Below are 18,337 nucleotides of genomic sequence, written 5' to 3'. Positions count from 1 at the left end.
AACGTTCATTTAGATGTTTAAAGTAAAACTTATGCATAAAATTTGGTTGTTTAATAGAAAACCTTTTACTTTGCACCCAGAAAACAACGCTTATTACCTCTTTATGAGTGGTATGTAGCATAAGGTAAATAGATTTAATTCAGTATTAATTTAAAAGTTTTCTATTATGAAAAAGATTTTATTATCATTTGCTGTAGCATGTGTATCACTTGCAGCAAGCGCACAGGGTTATGTTGGTGGTAGCGTAGGTATTGCTTCATCAAAAGATGGTAATTCTGAGAATGTAACAACTTATCAGGTTCTCCCTGAGGTTGGTATTAATCTCGACGAGAATTGGGCAATCGGTACAGTTGTTGGTTGGGGTAAAAGTAATGTTAACATTGCGAATGAGAACTTAGTTAACAACTACTTTAAGTTGGAGCCATACGTTCGTTACACTTTCGCACGCAGCAAATATGTAAATGGTTTCATTGATGGTGGTTTTGGTTATCAGCACTATAGAGGCGGTATAAACGCATGGTCTGTAGGTTTGAAGCCAGGTGTATCTGTAAACGTTAGCCCAAAGGTAAGTTTCATAGCTCACGTCGGTTTTGCTGGTTGGAAGTCTGTTAAGCTGAAGGGTTCAAGCGTAGATGCTCACACTTGGGGTGCAAGCCTCGATGGCAACAACATTACTTTCGGTGTTTACTATAACTTCTAATAAGTTGAATTGAACAAAGTTTAAATTATATAGAGGGGTGCATATTGCATCCCTCTTTTTTATGTTATAATACTAACCATTGGTCTTATATTTGTCAATATTTCTTTTCTTTGTCAGGTCTAATCAATGCTTAACGGTGTCTTTATTAAGCCTTACTTGGCTTTTAAAAGATGCCCTTTTGATCTCTTATTAACGCTTTTTAAATGCTAAACAAGCATCTTTTACTTCTGTAATATGTAATCAATTGATTTTATGATAGTTATAAGTATCTTTGAAAAGCGTATTCTTGAGTTGTTTTAATTAAGTTTATGTTGTTATTCTGTAATAACTTTTTTAGCATAATAGCTGTTGATATATGTAGAAAAAACAAGTAATAAATTTCTTATTACATACTGGTACTCATCGTTCCAAACGTTGAGTTGTATTCTCTCCAATAATATATAGCTTGGAGTTTGCCCTTCGCACCATTGGTGTTAAGCCTTCGCACCACACGTGCTAAGCCTCAACACAATCGTAGGAGAGGGTAAAAAGGCTTATAATCGTCATCATATATATGACGAAGTAAGCCTGTTCTGACTAACAAAATGGAGTGTGTTTTACCTACCTATAGTCCTTATATCTAAGTAAATAGGCTAATGTGTTAGTTTTCTTGTTGATGCTTAATTGTAATCTCACGCTGTGGGAATGGGATTTCAATGCCGTTATTGTTCAGCGTATCATAGATACATTCCATAACAACTGATATATCATTTCCCTGTGTTAACACATTTAGCCAAACAAGAATTTTCAGTGTAATACAGCTATCGTCGAAGCTTTTAAGTCTGACAATAATATCCTTATTTTCATTAGTGATACCAAGTTTAGCGATAGCATCTATAAGAAGCTCTCTTACTTCTTTTACATTCGTACCGTATGCAACGCCTACTTCAATAATTCCCACTTCATAACCATCGTTCTTAGTCATGTTTTTATAGTTCTTAGTGAAGAGTTGTGAGTTCTGAAAGGCAATTGTTGAACCATCGAGTGCATCAATCACTGTCGAGGTATAGTTTATGGAACTTACCTTACCACGTATGCCATCACAGATGATATAATCGCCAATCTTAATACGTCCAGCCATCAAAGAAATACCATAATAAATGTTCTCAAGAATATCCTTCATGGCGAAACCGATACCCGTTGACAAGCCACCTGTTACAACAACTAACCATGTGCTGCTGACTTTAAAGAAACCAAGTGTAATCAATAGCCAAGCTCCCCACACGATTACTTGTAATACGTTGATATACATCGTAGCACGTGCTTCGGCTGTAGATGGGTCATTGCGTTTGAGATATAACTTGATAGCATCTCGAATCGTTAGATTCAGATAGTTAAAGATGAACCATAGGATAGTTACCACAGCTATTGAGTAAACACTAATCTGTATCTTATCAGAGTCAATAAAGTTGGCGCGGAATAAGTTCCATGTCAATCCACTAAGATTAAAGACATCGGTTGCCCAATAAATAGCAAGGATAAATGATATTACTAAAGTTGTTGGAATGAGCACAATGTCAACAAAACGAAGAAGCCATACCTTTGCTGGTGATAGTTTCTTTATTGGATGTTTCTCCCTGTACTGGTTGAGGTAGTCTTTGAAGAAAGCAATTGTAAGAATACAAGCCAACTGCATTGACCACCAGATGATTACCTGAACGGCAAACATTGTGTATCCAATCGATGCACTTATAAGTGAGAAGATGAATACAAATTGCGAAATATACGCAAAGTATAAGTCGTAATGAGGTACAAGCTTATGATATTTGTGTATCATTCTTGCCTGCCACAATGTGTCTATGAATAATAAAGGTGTGAAGAGAAGCGTTACGACTGAGCTTGGTAGCATCACGATACGAAACGCGATGACAAAGAAGCCAATCATAATCAGTGGATAGTAAATACGATAAGCATTATGTGTCTGTGAACCTTCTACACGCAGAAGCAACGATGCAAAAATGACGGATAGCATCCATGTGTACTCCAAAAGTAGGCTGCAAGCCATGTGTACGAAGTTAGAAGGCGAGAACAATCGGATAATGATAAGTACAATACTGAATGTAATGACTGAAGCAAGCATAATAATACAAGTACGCTTGGCAAGGAAACTTTGATTCTTCTGCTCGAAACGATTTGTCTTCATGACTCGTGTCACAAGGAATCGAATACTCAGATAATTAATGATAATGGCTATCAAACCATAAATCAGAATCATACTGAAGAGAGTGATAATCCATTTTACATCCCATTGAGATACTACTACGGTGTTTGGTGTATATTTCTCAGAGAGTGTCGTGTTCATCTGACTAAGACGAAAACGAACCGATTTAAGAACCTTGAAGTAGCTATCTCCTGTGTTTGTAAAGATGCCAGACTGAATCTCGGCATAGCGTTTTTGGGCATAGGCATCAAGTGCCTGCAACTGATGCTGGCTGTAATTGTAGTATTGTATATATTCTTGATAAGAATCATTGCGCTCCTTTAACATTCTTCGAATACTTACAGCAAGAGTAAGACATACGTTTCGGTCAGTCTTCATTTTCTGAGTAAGACCGAATGTGTACATCGTGCTAAGCACATTGACAAGGGAGTCGTAGCGCGCTATTTCTTCGTTACTTTCCGTGATAAGGTCATGAAAAGGACGTGTTTTTGTTTGGAAGTCTTTCCATAATTCAGTTGCTTGTTGGCAAGCATAGGTAAGGTCAAAGATGTTATCCGTCTTCTGTGAATAAAGCATCAATGATACTTGAGCAGACTTATCACCAATTTCTTTTAACTGATTTGTCACTTGTTCAGTTATGAATCTTGAATTATTCAGCTGTTTTGTTTGTTCAAGATGCTGTGCAATCAATTCATGGCGTAGTACTTGGAGTGAGTTTTTCAGTGAGTCCTCCTGCAGTACAGCATTTGCTGGAAGGGTCAGGATGAACAGCAATATGGTGATAAAGAATAGCTTTTTGCGCATATCTATTTGTTGTAAAGAATAGTTTTTATGATTGTTTTAATGTCTACAAAGGTACGGAAAGTTTGTCATTTAGACTTATATCGGAATGTAAAATGATACTAAAGATGTCTTTGTATGTGCTTTTCTTGGGTTATAATTCATATAAATGGATAAAAAATAGTAAGTTTGCACGAAAAAAATATACTATGATATTAATTGCTGATAGCGGAGGATCTAAGACTGACTGGGCATTGATTGGCTTGCCCACAGATACAAGCAAGTATGTTCTGAAAGTTCGTACACAAGGAGTAAATCCTTTTCATCAGTCGAAGGATGTTATTTTGAAAGTCTTAGAGCAGGAGCTAAAGCCTGCACTATACAAGGCTGCAGAGCAAAATGATAGCTTTTTACCAAAGAAAGATATAGCAGAATATGTCTCACAGATAGCTTTTTATGGAGCAGGCTGTACAAAGAATCTTTCTTCAGTTGTGAGTGAAGCACTTACGGTTTCATTTCCTTCAGCGTCGATAAAGGTGGAGAGTGACTTGTTAGGGGCTGCTCATGCTGTCTGTGGACACGAGGCAGGTATTGCTTGTATTTTGGGTACGGGTGCCAATAGCTGTCAGTATGATGGTGATAATATTGTGGCAAATATTCCCCCTTTGGGTTATATCTTAGGAGATGAAGGTAGTGGAGCAGTACTTGGCAAGTTGCTACTCAATGGTATTTTTAAGGGTGATTTATCTACAGAAATACGTGATTTATATTTAGCGTGGAGTGGTTTAACCTATCCAGAAATCATTGATAAAGTTTATCGTCAACCGCTTGCAAATCGTTATTTAGGAGGTATTTCAAAGTTTATTAAAGAGAACTTGCAATACGTTGAATTAGAATCTTTAGTAAGATATAACTTCGATAACTTTTTTAAGAAAAATATCTTGAAGTATACAGCAACCTCAGTCCGTACAATTTCTGCTGTTGGGGGGATTGCAGCAGCTTTTGAAGAACAGTTAAGAGCGAGTGCCAGTACGTTTAATTTCCAAGTTGGCAAGGTGATAGCCTCACCAATAGATGGATTGATAGAATACTATTCTTAATTTGTTTTCTTTCATGTAAGCTGTCGATAAGATATTTTCATGGACAACTTCATTAGTAACCTAATTGTCGTAGGAAGTAAACATGTCGTATTTGATAGACTTCATATTATCGTCTTGTAAATCTGCCAATACATCGTTTGTAAAGTGGAGTTTGCAAAAAGTGGTATGTTTTTCTGCTTAATTTGCACACGTTCTCAAATATTTTTGTATCTTTGCACACGTTTTGAAACATGTTTTCTTAGAGCAAGATTGAACAATTAAATTATAGCTATATAAAGTTTATGTATTTCACACTTTTTGTTACCGTTTTGATAACGGCCGCATTCTTGGTGGTAGCAGCTTATGCTATTGCTAAATGGATTGGTCCGCGTTCATATAATCCGGCGAAGGGTGAGCCTTATGAGTGTGGTATTCCGACTTACGGAACCTCTTGGTTGCCAGTGCATATCGGTTACTACCTCTTTGCCATTCTTTTCTTGATGTTTGACGTGGAAACCGTATTCCTTTATCCTTGGGCTGTTGTTGTAAAAACATTTGGACCTCTCGCACTTGCTACGATTGGTTTCTTTATGTTGGTATTAGTATTTGGTCTTGCGTATGCTTGGCGGAAAGGAGCACTTGAATGGAAATAAGAAAGCCAAAAATCAAGTCTCTTCCATACGATGAATGGAAAGACAATGACACGCTTAGCAAAATGGCAAGCGAATTGAACGATGGTGGAACTAACCTCGTTCTCGGTAACTTGGATCAACTTATCAATTGGGGTCGTAGTAACTCTCTTTGGTCACTTACCTTTGCAACATCATGTTGTGGTATTGAGTTTATGTCTGTTGGATGTGCGCGTTATGACTTCTCACGTTTCGGTTTTGAGGTGACACGTAATTCTCCACGTCAGGCTGACTTGATTATGTGTGCTGGTACTATCACCAACAAGATGGCTCCAGCTTTAAAGCGTTTGTATGACCAGATGGCTGAGCCTAAGTATGTAATTGCTGTTGGTGGTTGTGCTATCTCTGGTGGTCCATTCAAGGATAGTTATCATGTGATGCGTGGTATCGATGAGATTATCCCTGTGGATGTTTATATTCCAGGTTGCCCTCCACGTCCAGAGGCTATTATCTATGGTATGATGCAGCTTCAACGTAAGGTGAAGATTGAGAAATTCTTTGGTGGCGTAAACCACAAGCAGTCTGCTGAGGAGTGTGAGTTGGGCAAGAGTAATGCCGAACTTATCTTTAGTGAGAAGTTAGGTATCAACCCTGAAGAGATTAAGGAGAAGCGTGAAGCAGCTTGGAATGAAGCTAAAAATCCTGCTCCAAAGCCTGCACGTCCTGTTGTGAAGCCTACAGCTGCCGCTGTGAAACCAGCTGATGTTTCTGCTAAACCTGCAGAAGCTGCTACTACTTCTTCTGAGCCTGTTGCTCCAAAGAAAGATACGATTGTCGTTAACCAGCCAGTGACACAAGAAGATGTTGAGAAGCTGGGTAAGGAAATCGATCAGATTGATGCTGCAAGCAAGGCTACAGATGAGACAGCTACTAACAATTAATATATAAGGTACGCGAGAATGAAATTAGAAAATAAAGAATTCGGTTTTGATAGCTTTGCTTCAGAAATGGCAAAGCTGAAGAATGAGAAGCATTTCGATTACCTTGTAACTGTTGTCGGCGAAGACTTTGGCGCAGAGGAAGGTCTTGGATGTATCTATATTCTTGAGAATACAAATACACACGAGCGTTGTTCTGTAAAGCAGCTTGCAAAGAAGGTAGGAGAGGAGCATGTTATTCCTTCTGTCTACAATATTTGGGCTGATGCTGACTTGTTAGAGCGCGAGGTCTATGACTTCTATGGTGTTAAGTTCCTTGGTCACCCAGACATGCGTCGTCTCTACTTGAGAAACGACTTTAAGGGTTATCCACTCCGTAAGGATTATGACATGGATCCTGCTAAGAACATGTATACTACGGAGGATGATGTAGAACTTGATACAACTACAGAGTGGAATCTTAATAACAATGGTGAACTCGTTGGTACACAGCGTCCGCTGTTTACTGATGATAACTTCGTTGTAAATATTGGTCCTCAGCACCCTTCTACACACGGTGTGCTTCGTCTACAGACGGTGTTGGATGGTGAGACTGTAACCAAGATTTATCCACACTTGGGTTATATTCATCGTGGTATCGAGAAACTTTGTGAACAGTTCACATATCCTCAGACCTTGGCATTGACTGACCGTATGAACTATCTGTCAGCAATGATGCATCGTCATGCTCTTGTTGGTGTTATCGAAGAAGGTATGGGTATTGAATTGTCAGAGCGCATCCTCTACATCCGTACAATTATGGATGAGTTGCAGCGTATTGATAATCACCTCCTTTATACATCTTGTTGTGCTCAGGATTTGGGTGCCCTCACAGCTTTCCTATATGGTATGCGTGATCGTGAGCATGTCTTGAATGTGATGGAGGAGACAACAGGTGGTCGTTTGATTCAGAACTACTATAGAATAGGTGGTTTGCAGGCTGATATTGATCCAAACTTTGTTTCAAATGTTAAGGAACTCTGCAAGTATCTACGTCCAATGGTTCAAGAGTATCTTGATGTCTTTGGTGATAATGTCATTACCCATGAGCGTTTCCGTAATGTTGGTGTTATGGATGAACAGGATTGTATCAGCTATGGTGTGACTGGTCCTGCTGGTAGAGCAAGTGGCTGGAAGAATGATGTTCGTAAGAACCATCCATATGCTATGTATGAAAAGGTAAACTTTGAGCAGATTACTTTGACTCATGGCGATTCTATGGATCGTTACTATTGTCATATTCAGGAGATCTATCAGAGTCTCAATATTATTGAGCAGTTGATTGACAACATTCCTGAGGGTGAGTTCTATATTAAGCAGAAGCCAATCATCAAAGTTCCTGAAGGACAGTGGTACTTCGCTGTTGAGGGTGCAAGTGGTGAGTTTGGTGCTTATCTGGATTCACGTGGTGACAAGACTGCATATCGTTTGAAGTTCCGTCCTATGGGTCTGACACTTGTTGGTGCTATGGATAAGATGTTGCGTGGTCAGAAGATTGCCGACTTGGTGACTACTGGTGCTGCGCTCGACTTCGTTATTCCAGATATTGACCGCTAACGAGGTTATCTTTAAAGTAATCAATTAAGAATTAAAATCATACTATGTTCGATTTTAGAATAGTAACAACATGGTTCGATGAATTGCTTCGCGTCACTTGTGGCTTGAGTAATTTCTGGACCGTTCTGATTGAGTGCGTTGCGGTGGGACTGGCAATACTTCTTGCTTATGCTTTGCTTGCAATTGTGCTTATCTTTATGGAGCGTAAGGTCTGCGCCTACTTCCAGTGCCGTATTGGTCCTGTCAGAGTAGGATGGTGGGGTACCTTACAGGTCTTTGCTGACGTATTGAAGATGTTGATTAAGGAAATCTTTGCTGTTGATAAGGCAGATAAACTGCTTTATTACTTGGCTCCTTTCTTGGTGATCATAGCATCTGTCGGTACATTCTCTTTCCTTCCTTGGAATAAGGGAGCTCATATCCTTGATTTCAATGTAGGTATTTTCCTTGTAACAGCCATTAGCTCTATTGGTGTTATTGGTGTGTTTATTGCGGGATGGGGTAGTAACAACAAGTATTCTGTCCTTTCAGCTATGCGTGGAGCCGTACAGATGATTTCATATGAGTTGTCTTTAGGTATTTGTTTGATTTCAGCAGTTATCTTGACTGGTACAATGCAGGTTTCAGGTATCGTTGAAGCTCAGACTGGTCCTTGGCAGTGGTTGATCGTACAGGGACATGTTCCTGCTACTTTGGCTTTCCTCGTATTCTGTGTTGCTGGTAATGCAGAGGCTAACCGTGGTCCGTTCGACTTGGCAGAAGCTGAGAGTGAGTTGACTGCAGGTTATCATACAGAGTATAGTGGTATGGGATTTGGGTTTTACTACTTGGCAGAATATCTTAATCTTTTTGTTGTAGCAGGTCTTGCAACTACTGTATTCTTAGGTGGCTGGGCTCCTTTGAACATTGGGTTAGATGGCTTTGATGCTATTATGAATTATATTCCAGGTCTTGTTTGGTTCCTTGGTAAGACATTCGCAGTAGTATTCTTGCTGATGTGGATTAAGTGGACATTCCCACGTCTCCGTATCGATCAGATTCTGAAATTAGAGTGGAAGTATCTCATGCCACTATCATTGGTTATCCTTGTGTTGATGACAGTGTGTGTTGCATTCGGTTGGACGATTCACTATTAATGGTTAAAGAGAATGGAAGATAAAAAACAATCATATTTGGGTGAGGTCGGGAGCGCACTCAAGACACTTGCTACGGGTATGAAGGTGACCATGAAGGAATACTTCACACCAAAGTCTACCGAGCAATATCCTGAGAATCGCAAGACAACCCTTCACGTAGCCAAGCGTCACCGTGGCCGTTTGGTCTTCAAGCGTGACGAAGAAAAGAATCACAAGTGTACTGCTTGTACAATGTGTGAGAAGGCTTGTCCAAATGGTACTATCAAGATTCTTTCTGAGATGGTTACCAACGAAGAGACAGGTAAGAAGAAGAAACAGCTCGTTGATTATGAGTATGACTTAGGCGATTGCATGTTCTGTGAGTTGTGTGTTAATGCCTGCAACTTCGATGCAATTGAGTTTACGAATGATTTTGAGAATGCTGTCTTCGACCGTTCTAAGTTAATCCTTCACCTTGATAAGGAGGTATATGAAGGAGGTTCACTGCCAGGTCTTATCGACGGTGGTGCAGACTGGAAGGTAGGAACATTCAATACTAAAAAGAAATAAAGGTTTAGAGATATGGCAAGATTAATTATGTTTGCGGTTCTCGCCGTTATTATACTGGCTTCAGCCGTATTCTGCGTGTCGACGAAGCGTATCATGCGAGCTGCGACAGCATTGCTGTTTGTGCTCTTTGGCGTTGCAGGTCTCTACTTCCTGCTCGATTACACATTCCTTGGTACTGCCCAAATCAGTATTTATGCTGGTGGTATCACAATGATGTACATTTTCGCTATTCAGTTAGTAAGTAAGCGTACATTGCAGGGTCTTTCTGAGCGTTGGTTAGGAAAGCGTACTTTCCTTGCAGCCTTCATTGCTTTAGTTGGTTTTGGTACAGTAATCCTTGTTCTGTTAAAGAATCAAGTTCTGCGTCACACTGTAGTGAACGGTGATTCTTTATCAAATGAGGTTACAATGGAAACCATCGGTCGTAATTTGATGACAGCTGATAAGTATGGTTATGTTCTCCCATTTGAGTTCATCTCTGTATTCCTTTTGGCTTGTATCATTGGTGGCTTAGTTATATTGAATAACAAAAAGAAGGAGGAAAGCAAATGATACCAGTAGGATATTTCTTTGTCCTTAGTGGACTATTGTTCTTTATCGGAGTATTTGGTTTCGTAACCCGTCGCAACCTTGTTGCAATGCTTATCTCCGTAGAGTTAGTTCTCAATAGCGTAGATATCAACTTTGCTGCATTCAACCGTCTACTTTTCCCTGATGGATATGAGGGTATGTTCTTTACGCTCTTCTCTATCGGTGTAAGTGCTGCTGAATCAGCTGTTGCACTTGCTATTATCATCAATGTTTACCGTCATTTCCACAGCGATCAGGTGAACAGTATTGAAAATATGAAATTATAAAGAGAAACAAATATGTTTGATTACGCATTTTTGATACTTCTTCTCCCGTTCCTAAGCGCTGTTGTGCTTGGCTTGTTCGGTATGAAGATGCCTCGCAAGGTCGCTGGTATTATCGGCACCTGTATGTTGGGAACACTATTTGTGCTTAGCCTCTACACTGCTTACCATTATTTCTTCTATACTGGTGAGTATACAGCTATGGGCGAGACCTTCAATGTAACTGATGGTCGTTTGGCAAATGGTACATACCCAACTGTTACAGTCTTCAACATTACATGGTTGAAGTTTACTGAACTTTTGACTTTTAACATTGGTTTCCGCCTTTCTCCAATCAGTGTGATGATGTTAATCGTCATTACTACTGTCAGCTTGATGGTTCACATCTATTCATTCGGTTATATGGCTGAACGTGATGAGAATTATAAGTTTGAGGAGTATGAGCACGGCTTCCAGCGTTTCTATGCCTACCTGTCACTCTTTACGATGTCAATGCTTGGCCTTGTAGTGGCAACTAATATTTTCCAGATGTATCTCTTCTGGGAGTTGGTAGGTGTATGTTCATATCTGTTGATTGGATTCTATTATCCAAAGCACACTGCAGTTCATGCCAGCAAGAAGGCATTTATTGTCACACGTTTTGCTGACTTGTTCTTCTTGATTGGTATCTTGTTCTTCAGCTTCTATGTTGGAACATTTAATTATGATCTTAGTGTAAACCCAGGTCTTGTTGAGACACTGAATGGCTTGGCTACTAATCCAAAGTTAGCTTGGGTACTTCCAACAGCTCTCTTCTTGATGTTCATTGGTGGTGCAGGTAAGTCTGCAATGTTCCCATTGCATATCTGGTTGCCAGATGCTATGGAGGGACCAACACCTGTATCTGCTTTGATTCACGCTGCTACGATGGTTGTTGCTGGTGTTTTCCAGGTTGCATCATTGTTACCAATCTATGTACAGTTTGGAGCACAGGAGCAACTCCATTGGATTGCTTGGATAGCAGCATTTACTGCTTTCTATGCAGCAGCAGTAGCTTGTGCTCAGCGTGATATTAAGCGTGGTTTAGCATTCTCTACTATCTCACAGATTGCTTACATGCTCGTTGCACTTGGTGTTTGCTTCTATGAGAAGGAGCACGGCTCATTCTATAGTGCAGAGTATCTCCATCATGGTGGTCTCGGCTATATGGCAGCAATGTTCCACCTCTTCACTCATGCAATGTTCAAGGCTCTGCTCTTCCTTTGCTCTGGTGCTATTATTGTTATTATTGGTAGCAACTTCAAGGAGTATATGGGTGGTTTGCACAAATACATGCCAATTACGAATATCTGTTTCTTGATTGGTTGCTTGGCAATTGCAGGTATTCCTCCATTTGCAGGTTTCTTCTCTAAGGATGAGATTATCTCAGCATGTAATGCACTTCCTGGTGTGGAAGGACAGGCTTTAAAGTGGATTATGACACTCGTAGCTGGTATGACAGCATTCTATATGTTCCGTCTCTACTACGTAATCTTTTGGGGTGAGTCTTACTACGAGCAGGACCCAGAGAATCGTCGTCGTCCACAAGAAGTACCTTTCGTAATGTGGGGTCCATTGGTATTCCTCGCAATTATCTCTATCACTGCAGGTTGGATTCCATTTGGTCACTTTGTAAGTGCTAATGGTCTCAGCTATGATATCCATCTCGACTGGAGCATCGCTACAACCAGTATCATTGCAGCAGTTATCGGTATCGCACTTGCAACTTGGATGTACATGGGCAAGAAGCAGCCTGTTGCTGATGCTTTGCAGCGTACCTTCCCACGTTTGCACAAGGCTGCCCTCAACAGATTCTATATTGATAACGCATGGCAGTTCTTTACACACAAGATCGTATTCCGTTGCTTCTCTATTCCAATCGCATGGTTCGACCGCCACGTTATTGATGGTACGTTTAATTTCATGGCTTGGGGTACACAGGAGGCTGGTGAGTCTATCCGTTCATGGCAGAGTGGCGATGTTCGTCAGTATGCCGTATGGTTCATCACTGGTACTATAGCATTAACATTAGTATTACTTTGCTTGATTTAAAGAAATGAGTTGGATATTAACTGTATTTGTAATTATCCCCGTCCTGATGCTTTTCGCTCTTTGGGTAGCGAAGAATGATAATCAGGTACGCGGTGTGATGGTAGCCGGCTCTACGGCACTTTTGATAGGTGCAATTTGGCTGACTGTTTATTTCGTTCAGCAGCGCAACGCAGGTAATCATGATGCGATGCTGTTGACAAACTCCGTAATGTGGTTCAAGCCTCTAAATATTGCCTTCTCGGTAGGTGTAGATGGTATCTCTGTTGTAATGATTTTGCTTTCTGCAATCATTGTTTTCACAGGTACTTTTGCCAGCTGGCAGCTTGAACCAATGAAGAAAGAATACTTCCTTTGGTTTGTACTCTTGTCTTCAGGTGTATTTGGCTTCTTTATCTCTACGGATATGTTCACCATGTTCATGTTCTATGAGGTTGCGCTGATTCCAATGTACCTCCTCATCGGTGTATGGGGTACTGGTCCTAAGGAGTATTCAGCAATGAAGCTTACCTTGATGTTGATGGGTGGTTCTGCTCTCTTGGTACTCGGCATCCTTGGTATCTACTACTTTAGTGGTGCTACCACAATGGATGTAATGGAGTTAGCACGTATGCATGCTATGCCTAAGAACATTCAGAATATCTTCTTCCCATTGGTGTTTATTGGTTTTGGTGTACTCGGTGCTTTGTTCCCATTCCACACATGGTCTCCTGACGGTCACGCTTCAGCGCCTACAGCAGTATCAATGCTCCACGCTGGTGTATTGATGAAACTTGGTGGCTACGGTTGTTTGCGTATTGCAATGTTCCTTATGCCTGATGCATTGGAGATGTGGGCACCAGTATTCCTTGTGTTGACAACAATCTCTGTAGTATATGGTGCACTTTCAGCTTGTGTACAGACTGACTTGAAGTATATCAATGCTTATTCTTCAGTTTCACACTGTGGTATGGTACTCTTTGCTTTGGTTATGACCACACAGACTGCTATCACAGGTGCTATTCTCCAAATGCTTTCACACGGTTTGATGACAGCCTTGTTCTTTGCATGTATCGGTATGATTTATCACCGTGCAGGAACACGTGATGTTCGTTACCTTGGTGGTCTTATGAAGGTTATCCCATTCTTGGCTGTATCTTATGTAGTAGCAGGTCTTGCTAACCTTGGTTTGCCAGGTTTCTCAGGCTTCGTTGCTGAGATGACAATCTTCATAGGTTCATTTGAGAATGCAGGTACATTCCATCGTGTAGCAACAATCATTGCTTGTACAGCAATTGTAATCACTGCTGTTTACATCTTACGTGTGGTAGGAAAGATTCTCTTCCAGAAAATTCCAAATAAGAAGTTCTATGAGTTACATGATGCTACATGGGACGAGCGATTCGCTATCGGCTGTCTAATCTTCTGCGTTGCAGGTTTAGGTCTCTGCCCACTCTTCTTTGAGAATATGATTATGGACGCAGTTCATCCTATCTTTGATCACATCTTCACATATATACCAAATTTGGGTAATCTTTAATAAACTGGCGAAATGTATAGTGATTTCTTTAAGATGATTCCGGAGGCAAGTCTCATTGCTATCCTGATTGTTTTGTTCGTTGCTGACTTTGCAACGGCAAAGACTGAAGAACGCAAGTGGTTCAATCCGCTGGCTTCTGTACTCTTGCTTTTGAACACCTTCGTGTGTCTTTATCCTATGGGCACACAGAGTCTGTTCGGTGGTATGTATGAAACAACACCTGCTGTTGATGTGATGAAGGCTATCCTCTCTATGGGTATCTTTATTGTTGTCGTTCAGAGCCGTGTTTGGGCTGCAAAGAGCGGTAAAGAAGCAGAGTTCTATATGCTTATCGTTTCAACATTGCTCGGTATGTTTACCATGATGAGCTCAGGCAACTTCCTGATGTTCTTCCTCGGTCTTGAAATGGCATCTGTACCTTTGGCATGTACTGTTGCCTTCGATATGTATCGTAAGAACTCTGCAGAAGGTGCAGCTAAGTTCATATTGACAGCAACCTTCTCAAGCGGTGTAATGCTCTATGGTATCAGCTTCCTCTATGGTCAGTTTGGTACTCTTTACTTCGCTGATATCGCTACAAAGATGCAGGCAACCCCATTGGTAATCATGGGTCTTGTGTTCTTCTTCAGTGGTCTTGGCTTCAAGATTTCTCTTGTTCCATTCCACTTTTGGACAGCTGATACCTATCAAGGTGCACCAACAACTGTTACTGGTTATTTAAGCGTAATCTCAAAGGGTGCTGCAGCCTTCACATTGTTGAGCATTCTCTTCCATGTCTTCGGTGACATGATGGAATACTGGCACGTATTGCTGATGATTATAGTTGTTCTTTCAATTACTATTGCCAACCTCTTTGCTGTACGTCAGAATGAGTTGAAGCGTTTCATGGCTTTCAGTTCAATCTCTCAGGCAGGTTATATTATGTTGGCAGCTATTGGTAATAATTGGGCAGATTCAGTTGCTGCACTTAGTTACTACGTTTTGATTTATGTTGTTGCTAACATGGCAGTCTTCACTATTATCTCTGTTGTAGAACAGAATAATGGTGGTAAGACGAATATTGATGATTACAACGGTTTCTATCAGACCAACCCACGTCTGAGCTTCCTGATGACCTTAGCAATGTTCTCACTCGGTGGTATTCCTCCGTTTGCAGGTATGTTCTCAAAGTTCTTCATCTTCATGTCAGGCGTTAATGGTGCTGACATCAACACCACAATGGGAGCATGGGCTTACGGAGTTGTATTCATCGCATTACTCAACACTGTTATCTCACTCTACTACTATCTTAAGATTGTAAAGGCTATGTATATTGTTCGCACAGACAATCCATTGCCAACCTTCAAGAGTGACTGTAACACTAAGTTTGCTTTGGCTATCTGCATGGCAGGTATCCTCCTCTTCGGTGTTTGCAGCTTTGTATATGAGTGGATTGCAGCAGCAGTTTAATAGGCTACATACTTATTAAATAAATATATAAATCGCCCAAGGGTTTCAATAAATCCTTGGGCGATTTTTGCTGATTATAGGTTTTAATGGGGTGAGATATAATACCGCTTTTTATTTCAGTTGGTCATTAATCTCTTATTATACGATGATTATAATGCCCTTTTTCTCTCTTCTTTTCTTGATGTATCACTATTTAGCACATATTGTGCTAATGCTCAGCACGTGTTGTGCTGATGGTAAGCACCCATGGTGCTGAGTATAAATTAGCCTGCAAAAGGTTATCAATTGCTCGCAAAAATGTTTACATAATTAGGGATATTCAGAATTTTTCTAACTAATTGTTTGTCAGCATAATATATTATTTGTACCTTTACATAAAATCCCCCGAACGACCCATCACGGGCAGAATCGGGGGAAAACTTAAAATAAATCGTCGTGAAGATACAAAAAATTTCTGATATAACACCAACTTTGCCCTTTACAGAGTTCGATTTTTTACAGAGCTATCGTGAAAGCTTTGCACAAAGCGAACTTGGACGCATTCATTCCCAGCTCCCACTAAAGGAGTTGGCAGCAGAGTATACGAACCTTAGCCATAAGAGCAAGCGAGGCAAAAAGCCTCTTTTCTCGGGTGAAGGAGAAATAGCCCTAATGTTCCTTAAGTCATACACAGGTCTGTCTGACGATGGTCTGATAGAAATGCTTAACGGAAGCATCCACATGCAGATGTTCTGTGGTGTTCTGATAGACCCCTCCTGTCCCATCAAGGATGGAAAGATTGTAAGTGCCATACGCAATCGTCTTGGTCAGTTTCTTGACATAGACAGCTTTCAGGGCATATTGTATGCCAAATGGAAAGACAACCTTAAAGACAAAGACCTGTGCTTGACGGATGCAACCTGTTACGAGAGCTACCTGCGTTTTCCTACGGATATCAAGCTGCTCTGGGAGTGTTGTTATTGGCTTCACACTCTGCTGGTCTCCGAGTGTAAACACCTCTCAGAGCGTATTCCGAGAAGCAAGTATAATAATATTGACAAGGCCAGGCTTGCATACGCTAAGCAGCGCAAGCACACAGCCTCGTCCACGCGCAAGCTCAGGAGAAGACTCCTGAGGCTCCTGTCCAAACTCCTGTCCCAATGGAATCGTCTGCGTAAACAGTACAGTCCTTGCATCTGTCTGTCGGCAGAACAAGAAAAGCGGCTGTCCGCTGTGCGTGAGGTATGCCTCCAACAGTCAGAACTATTCTCCGGCAAGGAAGTCAAGCACCGTATCGTCAGCATCGACCGCCCCTACCTCCGTCCTATTGTCAGAGGCAAGGAAAACAAGCGTGTAGAGTTTGGGGCAAAGGTCAACAACATACAGATAGACGGCATATCATTCATAGAGCACCACAGCTTTGAGGCATTCAACGAGGGTATCCGTCTTAAGCAATGTATAGAATATCAAGAATCTTTGACGGGAATCAAAGTCAAGCGTGTCGGTGCCGATTCCATATACGCCAACAATGCCAACCGCACTATGTGTACAGAAAAAGGCATAACGACCTGTTTCACTAGAAAAGGTCCAAGACCCAAAGAAGAAGCTGAATGTCTCAAGACAGCGAGAAAGATTATTGGAAACCTCAGAGCTACGGTAATGGAGGGTAGCTTTGGAAATCAAAAGCAACACTATAGCCTTGGACGCATCAAGGCACGCAATATGTTTAGCGAGAGGCTACTACTCTTCTTCGGAATCCATACAGCAAATGCTGCCATTCTTGCCGCAAGGGAGATGGCTCGGAGGGTGAAGAAGGCTGCCTAATAAAACTTAAGGATAATTTTACAAGTCCATAGATAGTATGGAAAGGGCAGGTGTGCTCATATGACTCATTATTTGAGATTTTTGAACAAATAACACAGCATATTCTTTTTCTGGGACCTTCTCCAAGGAAAAGAATGCAGTTTTTGGCTGCCTTGGAGAGCTCTAAGAGGGAATTAACTGAAATTCCCTAAGTATAGTCTTATAAGCATCAAAAAAAGTAAATATAATCTTATCATTTATCAGTATGATAACTATCAGACTATCATAGGATTATAAAGGCGGTTTCGTAAAAGATGCTTTATTGGTGTCTAAAAGGGCGTTAATAAGCGTTCAAAAGGGCATTTTTTGCAAGCTAACTAAGCACCTTTTTGAAGGCAAACAGTCCTCTCTTAAAATGTAGTTGTGGTTTTATGTTTACAAAGAAGACACCTACGTTGTAAAGACAGACAATCAGCTCGATAATAAACAAAATACGTTAACCTATCATGACTGATTGGGTTTATTCAAAAAGACAGACTCTACAAAATCATAGAGTCTGTCTTTATCTATATCGGAAAATAGTGTAATTCTATTAGAATGGTAAGTCATCTGTAGAATTCTCCTCAGGTTGTGCAGGAGGGAATGGGGTAGCCTGTGGCGCAGCAGGAGCTGGCTGTGGAGTGACAGGTGCTGCAGCAACAGGCGCACCAGCCATAGCAGCTGTAGCGTCTACACGCTGAACGTTCCATGCACGAATATTATTAAACCAACGGCCGTTGTACTCGTGTGCATCAATGTCAAAACTTACGTTGAGCTCTTCACCAGCCTTGATAGCGAACTGCTCAATTCTATCAGCACCAAAGACATTGAAAACCATCTTCTTTGGATACTGGTCGTGCGTCTCAATCACATACTCTTGTGACTTCCATGGTCCTCGAGCTGAAGTTCCCTCACGTGCAGGAAGAACAGCAATTACTTTTCCTTGTAAATCCATTTATCTTACTTGTTTTGGTTGTTTTAATACTTTATTCTGTTTGCGAAATTACTAAAATAGTTCTA

General features: G+C 40.8%; 15 protein-coding genes. 13 read left to right on the top strand and 2 right to left on the bottom strand.

What is annotated here, in order from left to right; genetic code table 11:
• The first annotated feature begins 166 nt into the window (after window positions 1-166).
• Window positions 167-700 (top strand): outer membrane beta-barrel protein, encoded by a 534-nt coding sequence (locus J4861_RS08370; RefSeq protein WP_211817591.1) that lies wholly within the window; start codon window positions 167-169, stop codon window positions 698-700.
• Window positions 701-1,340: 640 nt separating this feature from the next.
• On the opposite strand, the gene J4861_RS08365 is transcribed toward J4861_RS08370, so the two are convergent.
• Window positions 1,341-3,704 (bottom strand): mechanosensitive ion channel family protein, encoded by a 2,364-nt coding sequence (locus tag J4861_RS08365; RefSeq protein ID WP_211817590.1) that lies wholly within the window; start codon window positions 3,702-3,704, stop codon window positions 1,341-1,343.
• 185 nt (window positions 3,705-3,889) lie between these two features.
• On the opposite strand from J4861_RS08365, the gene J4861_RS08360 reads away from it, so the two are divergent.
• From J4861_RS08360 to J4861_RS08305, 12 genes are all read left to right on the top strand, one after another.
• A complete protein-coding gene (locus tag J4861_RS08360; RefSeq protein ID WP_211817589.1) occupies window positions 3,890-4,780 on the top strand; it encodes an ATPase in 891 nt (296 codons plus the stop codon).
• Between the two features lie 281 nt (window positions 4,781-5,061).
• Window positions 5,062-5,412: an NADH-quinone oxidoreductase subunit A gene (locus J4861_RS08355; RefSeq protein WP_013264896.1), complete on the top strand. Its 351-nt coding sequence runs from the start codon at window positions 5,062-5,064 to the stop codon at window positions 5,410-5,412.
• Window positions 5,403-6,329: an NADH-quinone oxidoreductase subunit B gene (locus J4861_RS08350; protein ID WP_211817588.1), complete on the top strand. Its 927-nt coding sequence runs from the start codon at window positions 5,403-5,405 to the stop codon at window positions 6,327-6,329. Before J4861_RS08355 ends, J4861_RS08350 begins: the two co-directional genes overlap by 10 nt.
• A gap of 18 nt (window positions 6,330-6,347) precedes the next feature.
• Window positions 6,348-7,922: an NADH-quinone oxidoreductase subunit D-related protein gene (locus J4861_RS08345; RefSeq protein ID WP_211817587.1), complete on the top strand. Its 1,575-nt coding sequence runs from the start codon at window positions 6,348-6,350 to the stop codon at window positions 7,920-7,922.
• A 44-nt stretch (window positions 7,923-7,966) separates the two neighbouring features.
• A complete protein-coding gene (gene nuoH, locus J4861_RS08340; protein ID WP_211817586.1) occupies window positions 7,967-9,058 on the top strand; it encodes an NADH-quinone oxidoreductase subunit NuoH in 1,092 nt (363 codons plus the stop codon).
• Between the two features lie 12 nt (window positions 9,059-9,070).
• Window positions 9,071-9,607: a 4Fe-4S dicluster domain-containing protein gene (locus J4861_RS08335; RefSeq protein WP_211817585.1), complete on the top strand. Its 537-nt coding sequence runs from the start codon at window positions 9,071-9,073 to the stop codon at window positions 9,605-9,607.
• 12 nt (window positions 9,608-9,619) lie between these two features.
• Complete coding sequence (locus J4861_RS08330; RefSeq protein WP_211817584.1) at window positions 9,620-10,159, top strand: NADH-quinone oxidoreductase subunit J family protein; 540 nt, start codon at window positions 9,620-9,622, stop codon at window positions 10,157-10,159.
• On the top strand, window positions 10,156-10,464 hold the full coding sequence (nuoK, locus tag J4861_RS08325; protein WP_004360908.1) for an NADH-quinone oxidoreductase subunit NuoK: 309 nt from the start codon (window positions 10,156-10,158) through the stop codon (window positions 10,462-10,464). Before J4861_RS08330 ends, nuoK begins: the two co-directional genes overlap by 4 nt.
• 12 nt (window positions 10,465-10,476) lie before the next feature.
• Window positions 10,477-12,531, top strand: coding sequence for an NADH-quinone oxidoreductase subunit 5 family protein (locus J4861_RS08320; RefSeq protein WP_211817583.1), 2,055 nt, complete (start codon window positions 10,477-10,479; stop codon window positions 12,529-12,531).
• Window positions 12,532-12,535: 4 nt separating this feature from the next.
• Window positions 12,536-14,047: a complex I subunit 4 family protein gene (locus J4861_RS08315; protein ID WP_211817582.1), complete on the top strand. Its 1,512-nt coding sequence runs from the start codon at window positions 12,536-12,538 to the stop codon at window positions 14,045-14,047.
• A 12-nt stretch (window positions 14,048-14,059) separates the two neighbouring features.
• Complete coding sequence (locus J4861_RS08310; RefSeq protein ID WP_211817581.1) at window positions 14,060-15,496, top strand: NADH-quinone oxidoreductase subunit N; 1,437 nt, start codon at window positions 14,060-14,062, stop codon at window positions 15,494-15,496.
• Between the two features lie 435 nt (window positions 15,497-15,931).
• Window positions 15,932-17,299, top strand: coding sequence for a transposase (locus J4861_RS08305; RefSeq protein ID WP_211817580.1), 1,368 nt, complete (start codon window positions 15,932-15,934; stop codon window positions 17,297-17,299).
• Window positions 17,300-17,870: 571 nt separating this feature from the next.
• On the opposite strand, the gene J4861_RS08300 is transcribed toward J4861_RS08305, so the two are convergent.
• Entirely contained in the window at window positions 17,871-18,272 is a 402-nt protein-coding gene (locus tag J4861_RS08300; RefSeq protein ID WP_211805747.1) for a DUF3127 domain-containing protein, read from the bottom strand.
• Window positions 18,273-18,337: the final 65 nt, after the last annotated feature.

The organism is Prevotella melaninogenica, from assembly GCF_018127925.1.
Classification (GTDB): Bacteria; Bacteroidota; Bacteroidia; order Bacteroidales; family Bacteroidaceae; genus Prevotella; species Prevotella melaninogenica_C.
The sequence above is the reverse complement of the archived record's forward strand: the minus strand, read 5'-3'. Positions and strand labels throughout refer to the sequence as shown.

Coding starts and splice junctions, on each gene's coding strand:
- J4861_RS08370 (WP_211817591.1), top strand. CDS start 167: ATGAAAAAGATTTTATTATCATTTGCTGTAGCATGTGTATCACTTGCA.
- J4861_RS08365 (WP_211817590.1), bottom strand. CDS start 3,704: ATGCGCAAAAAGCTATTCTTTATCACCATATTGCTGTTCATCCTGACC.
- J4861_RS08360 (WP_211817589.1), top strand. CDS start 3,890: ATGATATTAATTGCTGATAGCGGAGGATCTAAGACTGACTGGGCATTG.
- J4861_RS08355 (WP_013264896.1), top strand. CDS start 5,062: ATGTATTTCACACTTTTTGTTACCGTTTTGATAACGGCCGCATTCTTG.
- J4861_RS08350 (WP_211817588.1), top strand. CDS start 5,403: ATGGAAATAAGAAAGCCAAAAATCAAGTCTCTTCCATACGATGAATGG.
- J4861_RS08345 (WP_211817587.1), top strand. CDS start 6,348: ATGAAATTAGAAAATAAAGAATTCGGTTTTGATAGCTTTGCTTCAGAA.
- nuoH (WP_211817586.1), top strand. CDS start 7,967: ATGTTCGATTTTAGAATAGTAACAACATGGTTCGATGAATTGCTTCGC.
- J4861_RS08335 (WP_211817585.1), top strand. CDS start 9,071: ATGGAAGATAAAAAACAATCATATTTGGGTGAGGTCGGGAGCGCACTC.
- J4861_RS08330 (WP_211817584.1), top strand. CDS start 9,620: ATGGCAAGATTAATTATGTTTGCGGTTCTCGCCGTTATTATACTGGCT.
- nuoK (WP_004360908.1), top strand. CDS start 10,156: ATGATACCAGTAGGATATTTCTTTGTCCTTAGTGGACTATTGTTCTTT.
- J4861_RS08320 (WP_211817583.1), top strand. CDS start 10,477: ATGTTTGATTACGCATTTTTGATACTTCTTCTCCCGTTCCTAAGCGCT.
- J4861_RS08315 (WP_211817582.1), top strand. CDS start 12,536: ATGAGTTGGATATTAACTGTATTTGTAATTATCCCCGTCCTGATGCTT.
- J4861_RS08310 (WP_211817581.1), top strand. CDS start 14,060: ATGTATAGTGATTTCTTTAAGATGATTCCGGAGGCAAGTCTCATTGCT.
- J4861_RS08300 (WP_211805747.1), bottom strand. CDS start 18,272: ATGGATTTACAAGGAAAAGTAATTGCTGTTCTTCCTGCACGTGAGGGA.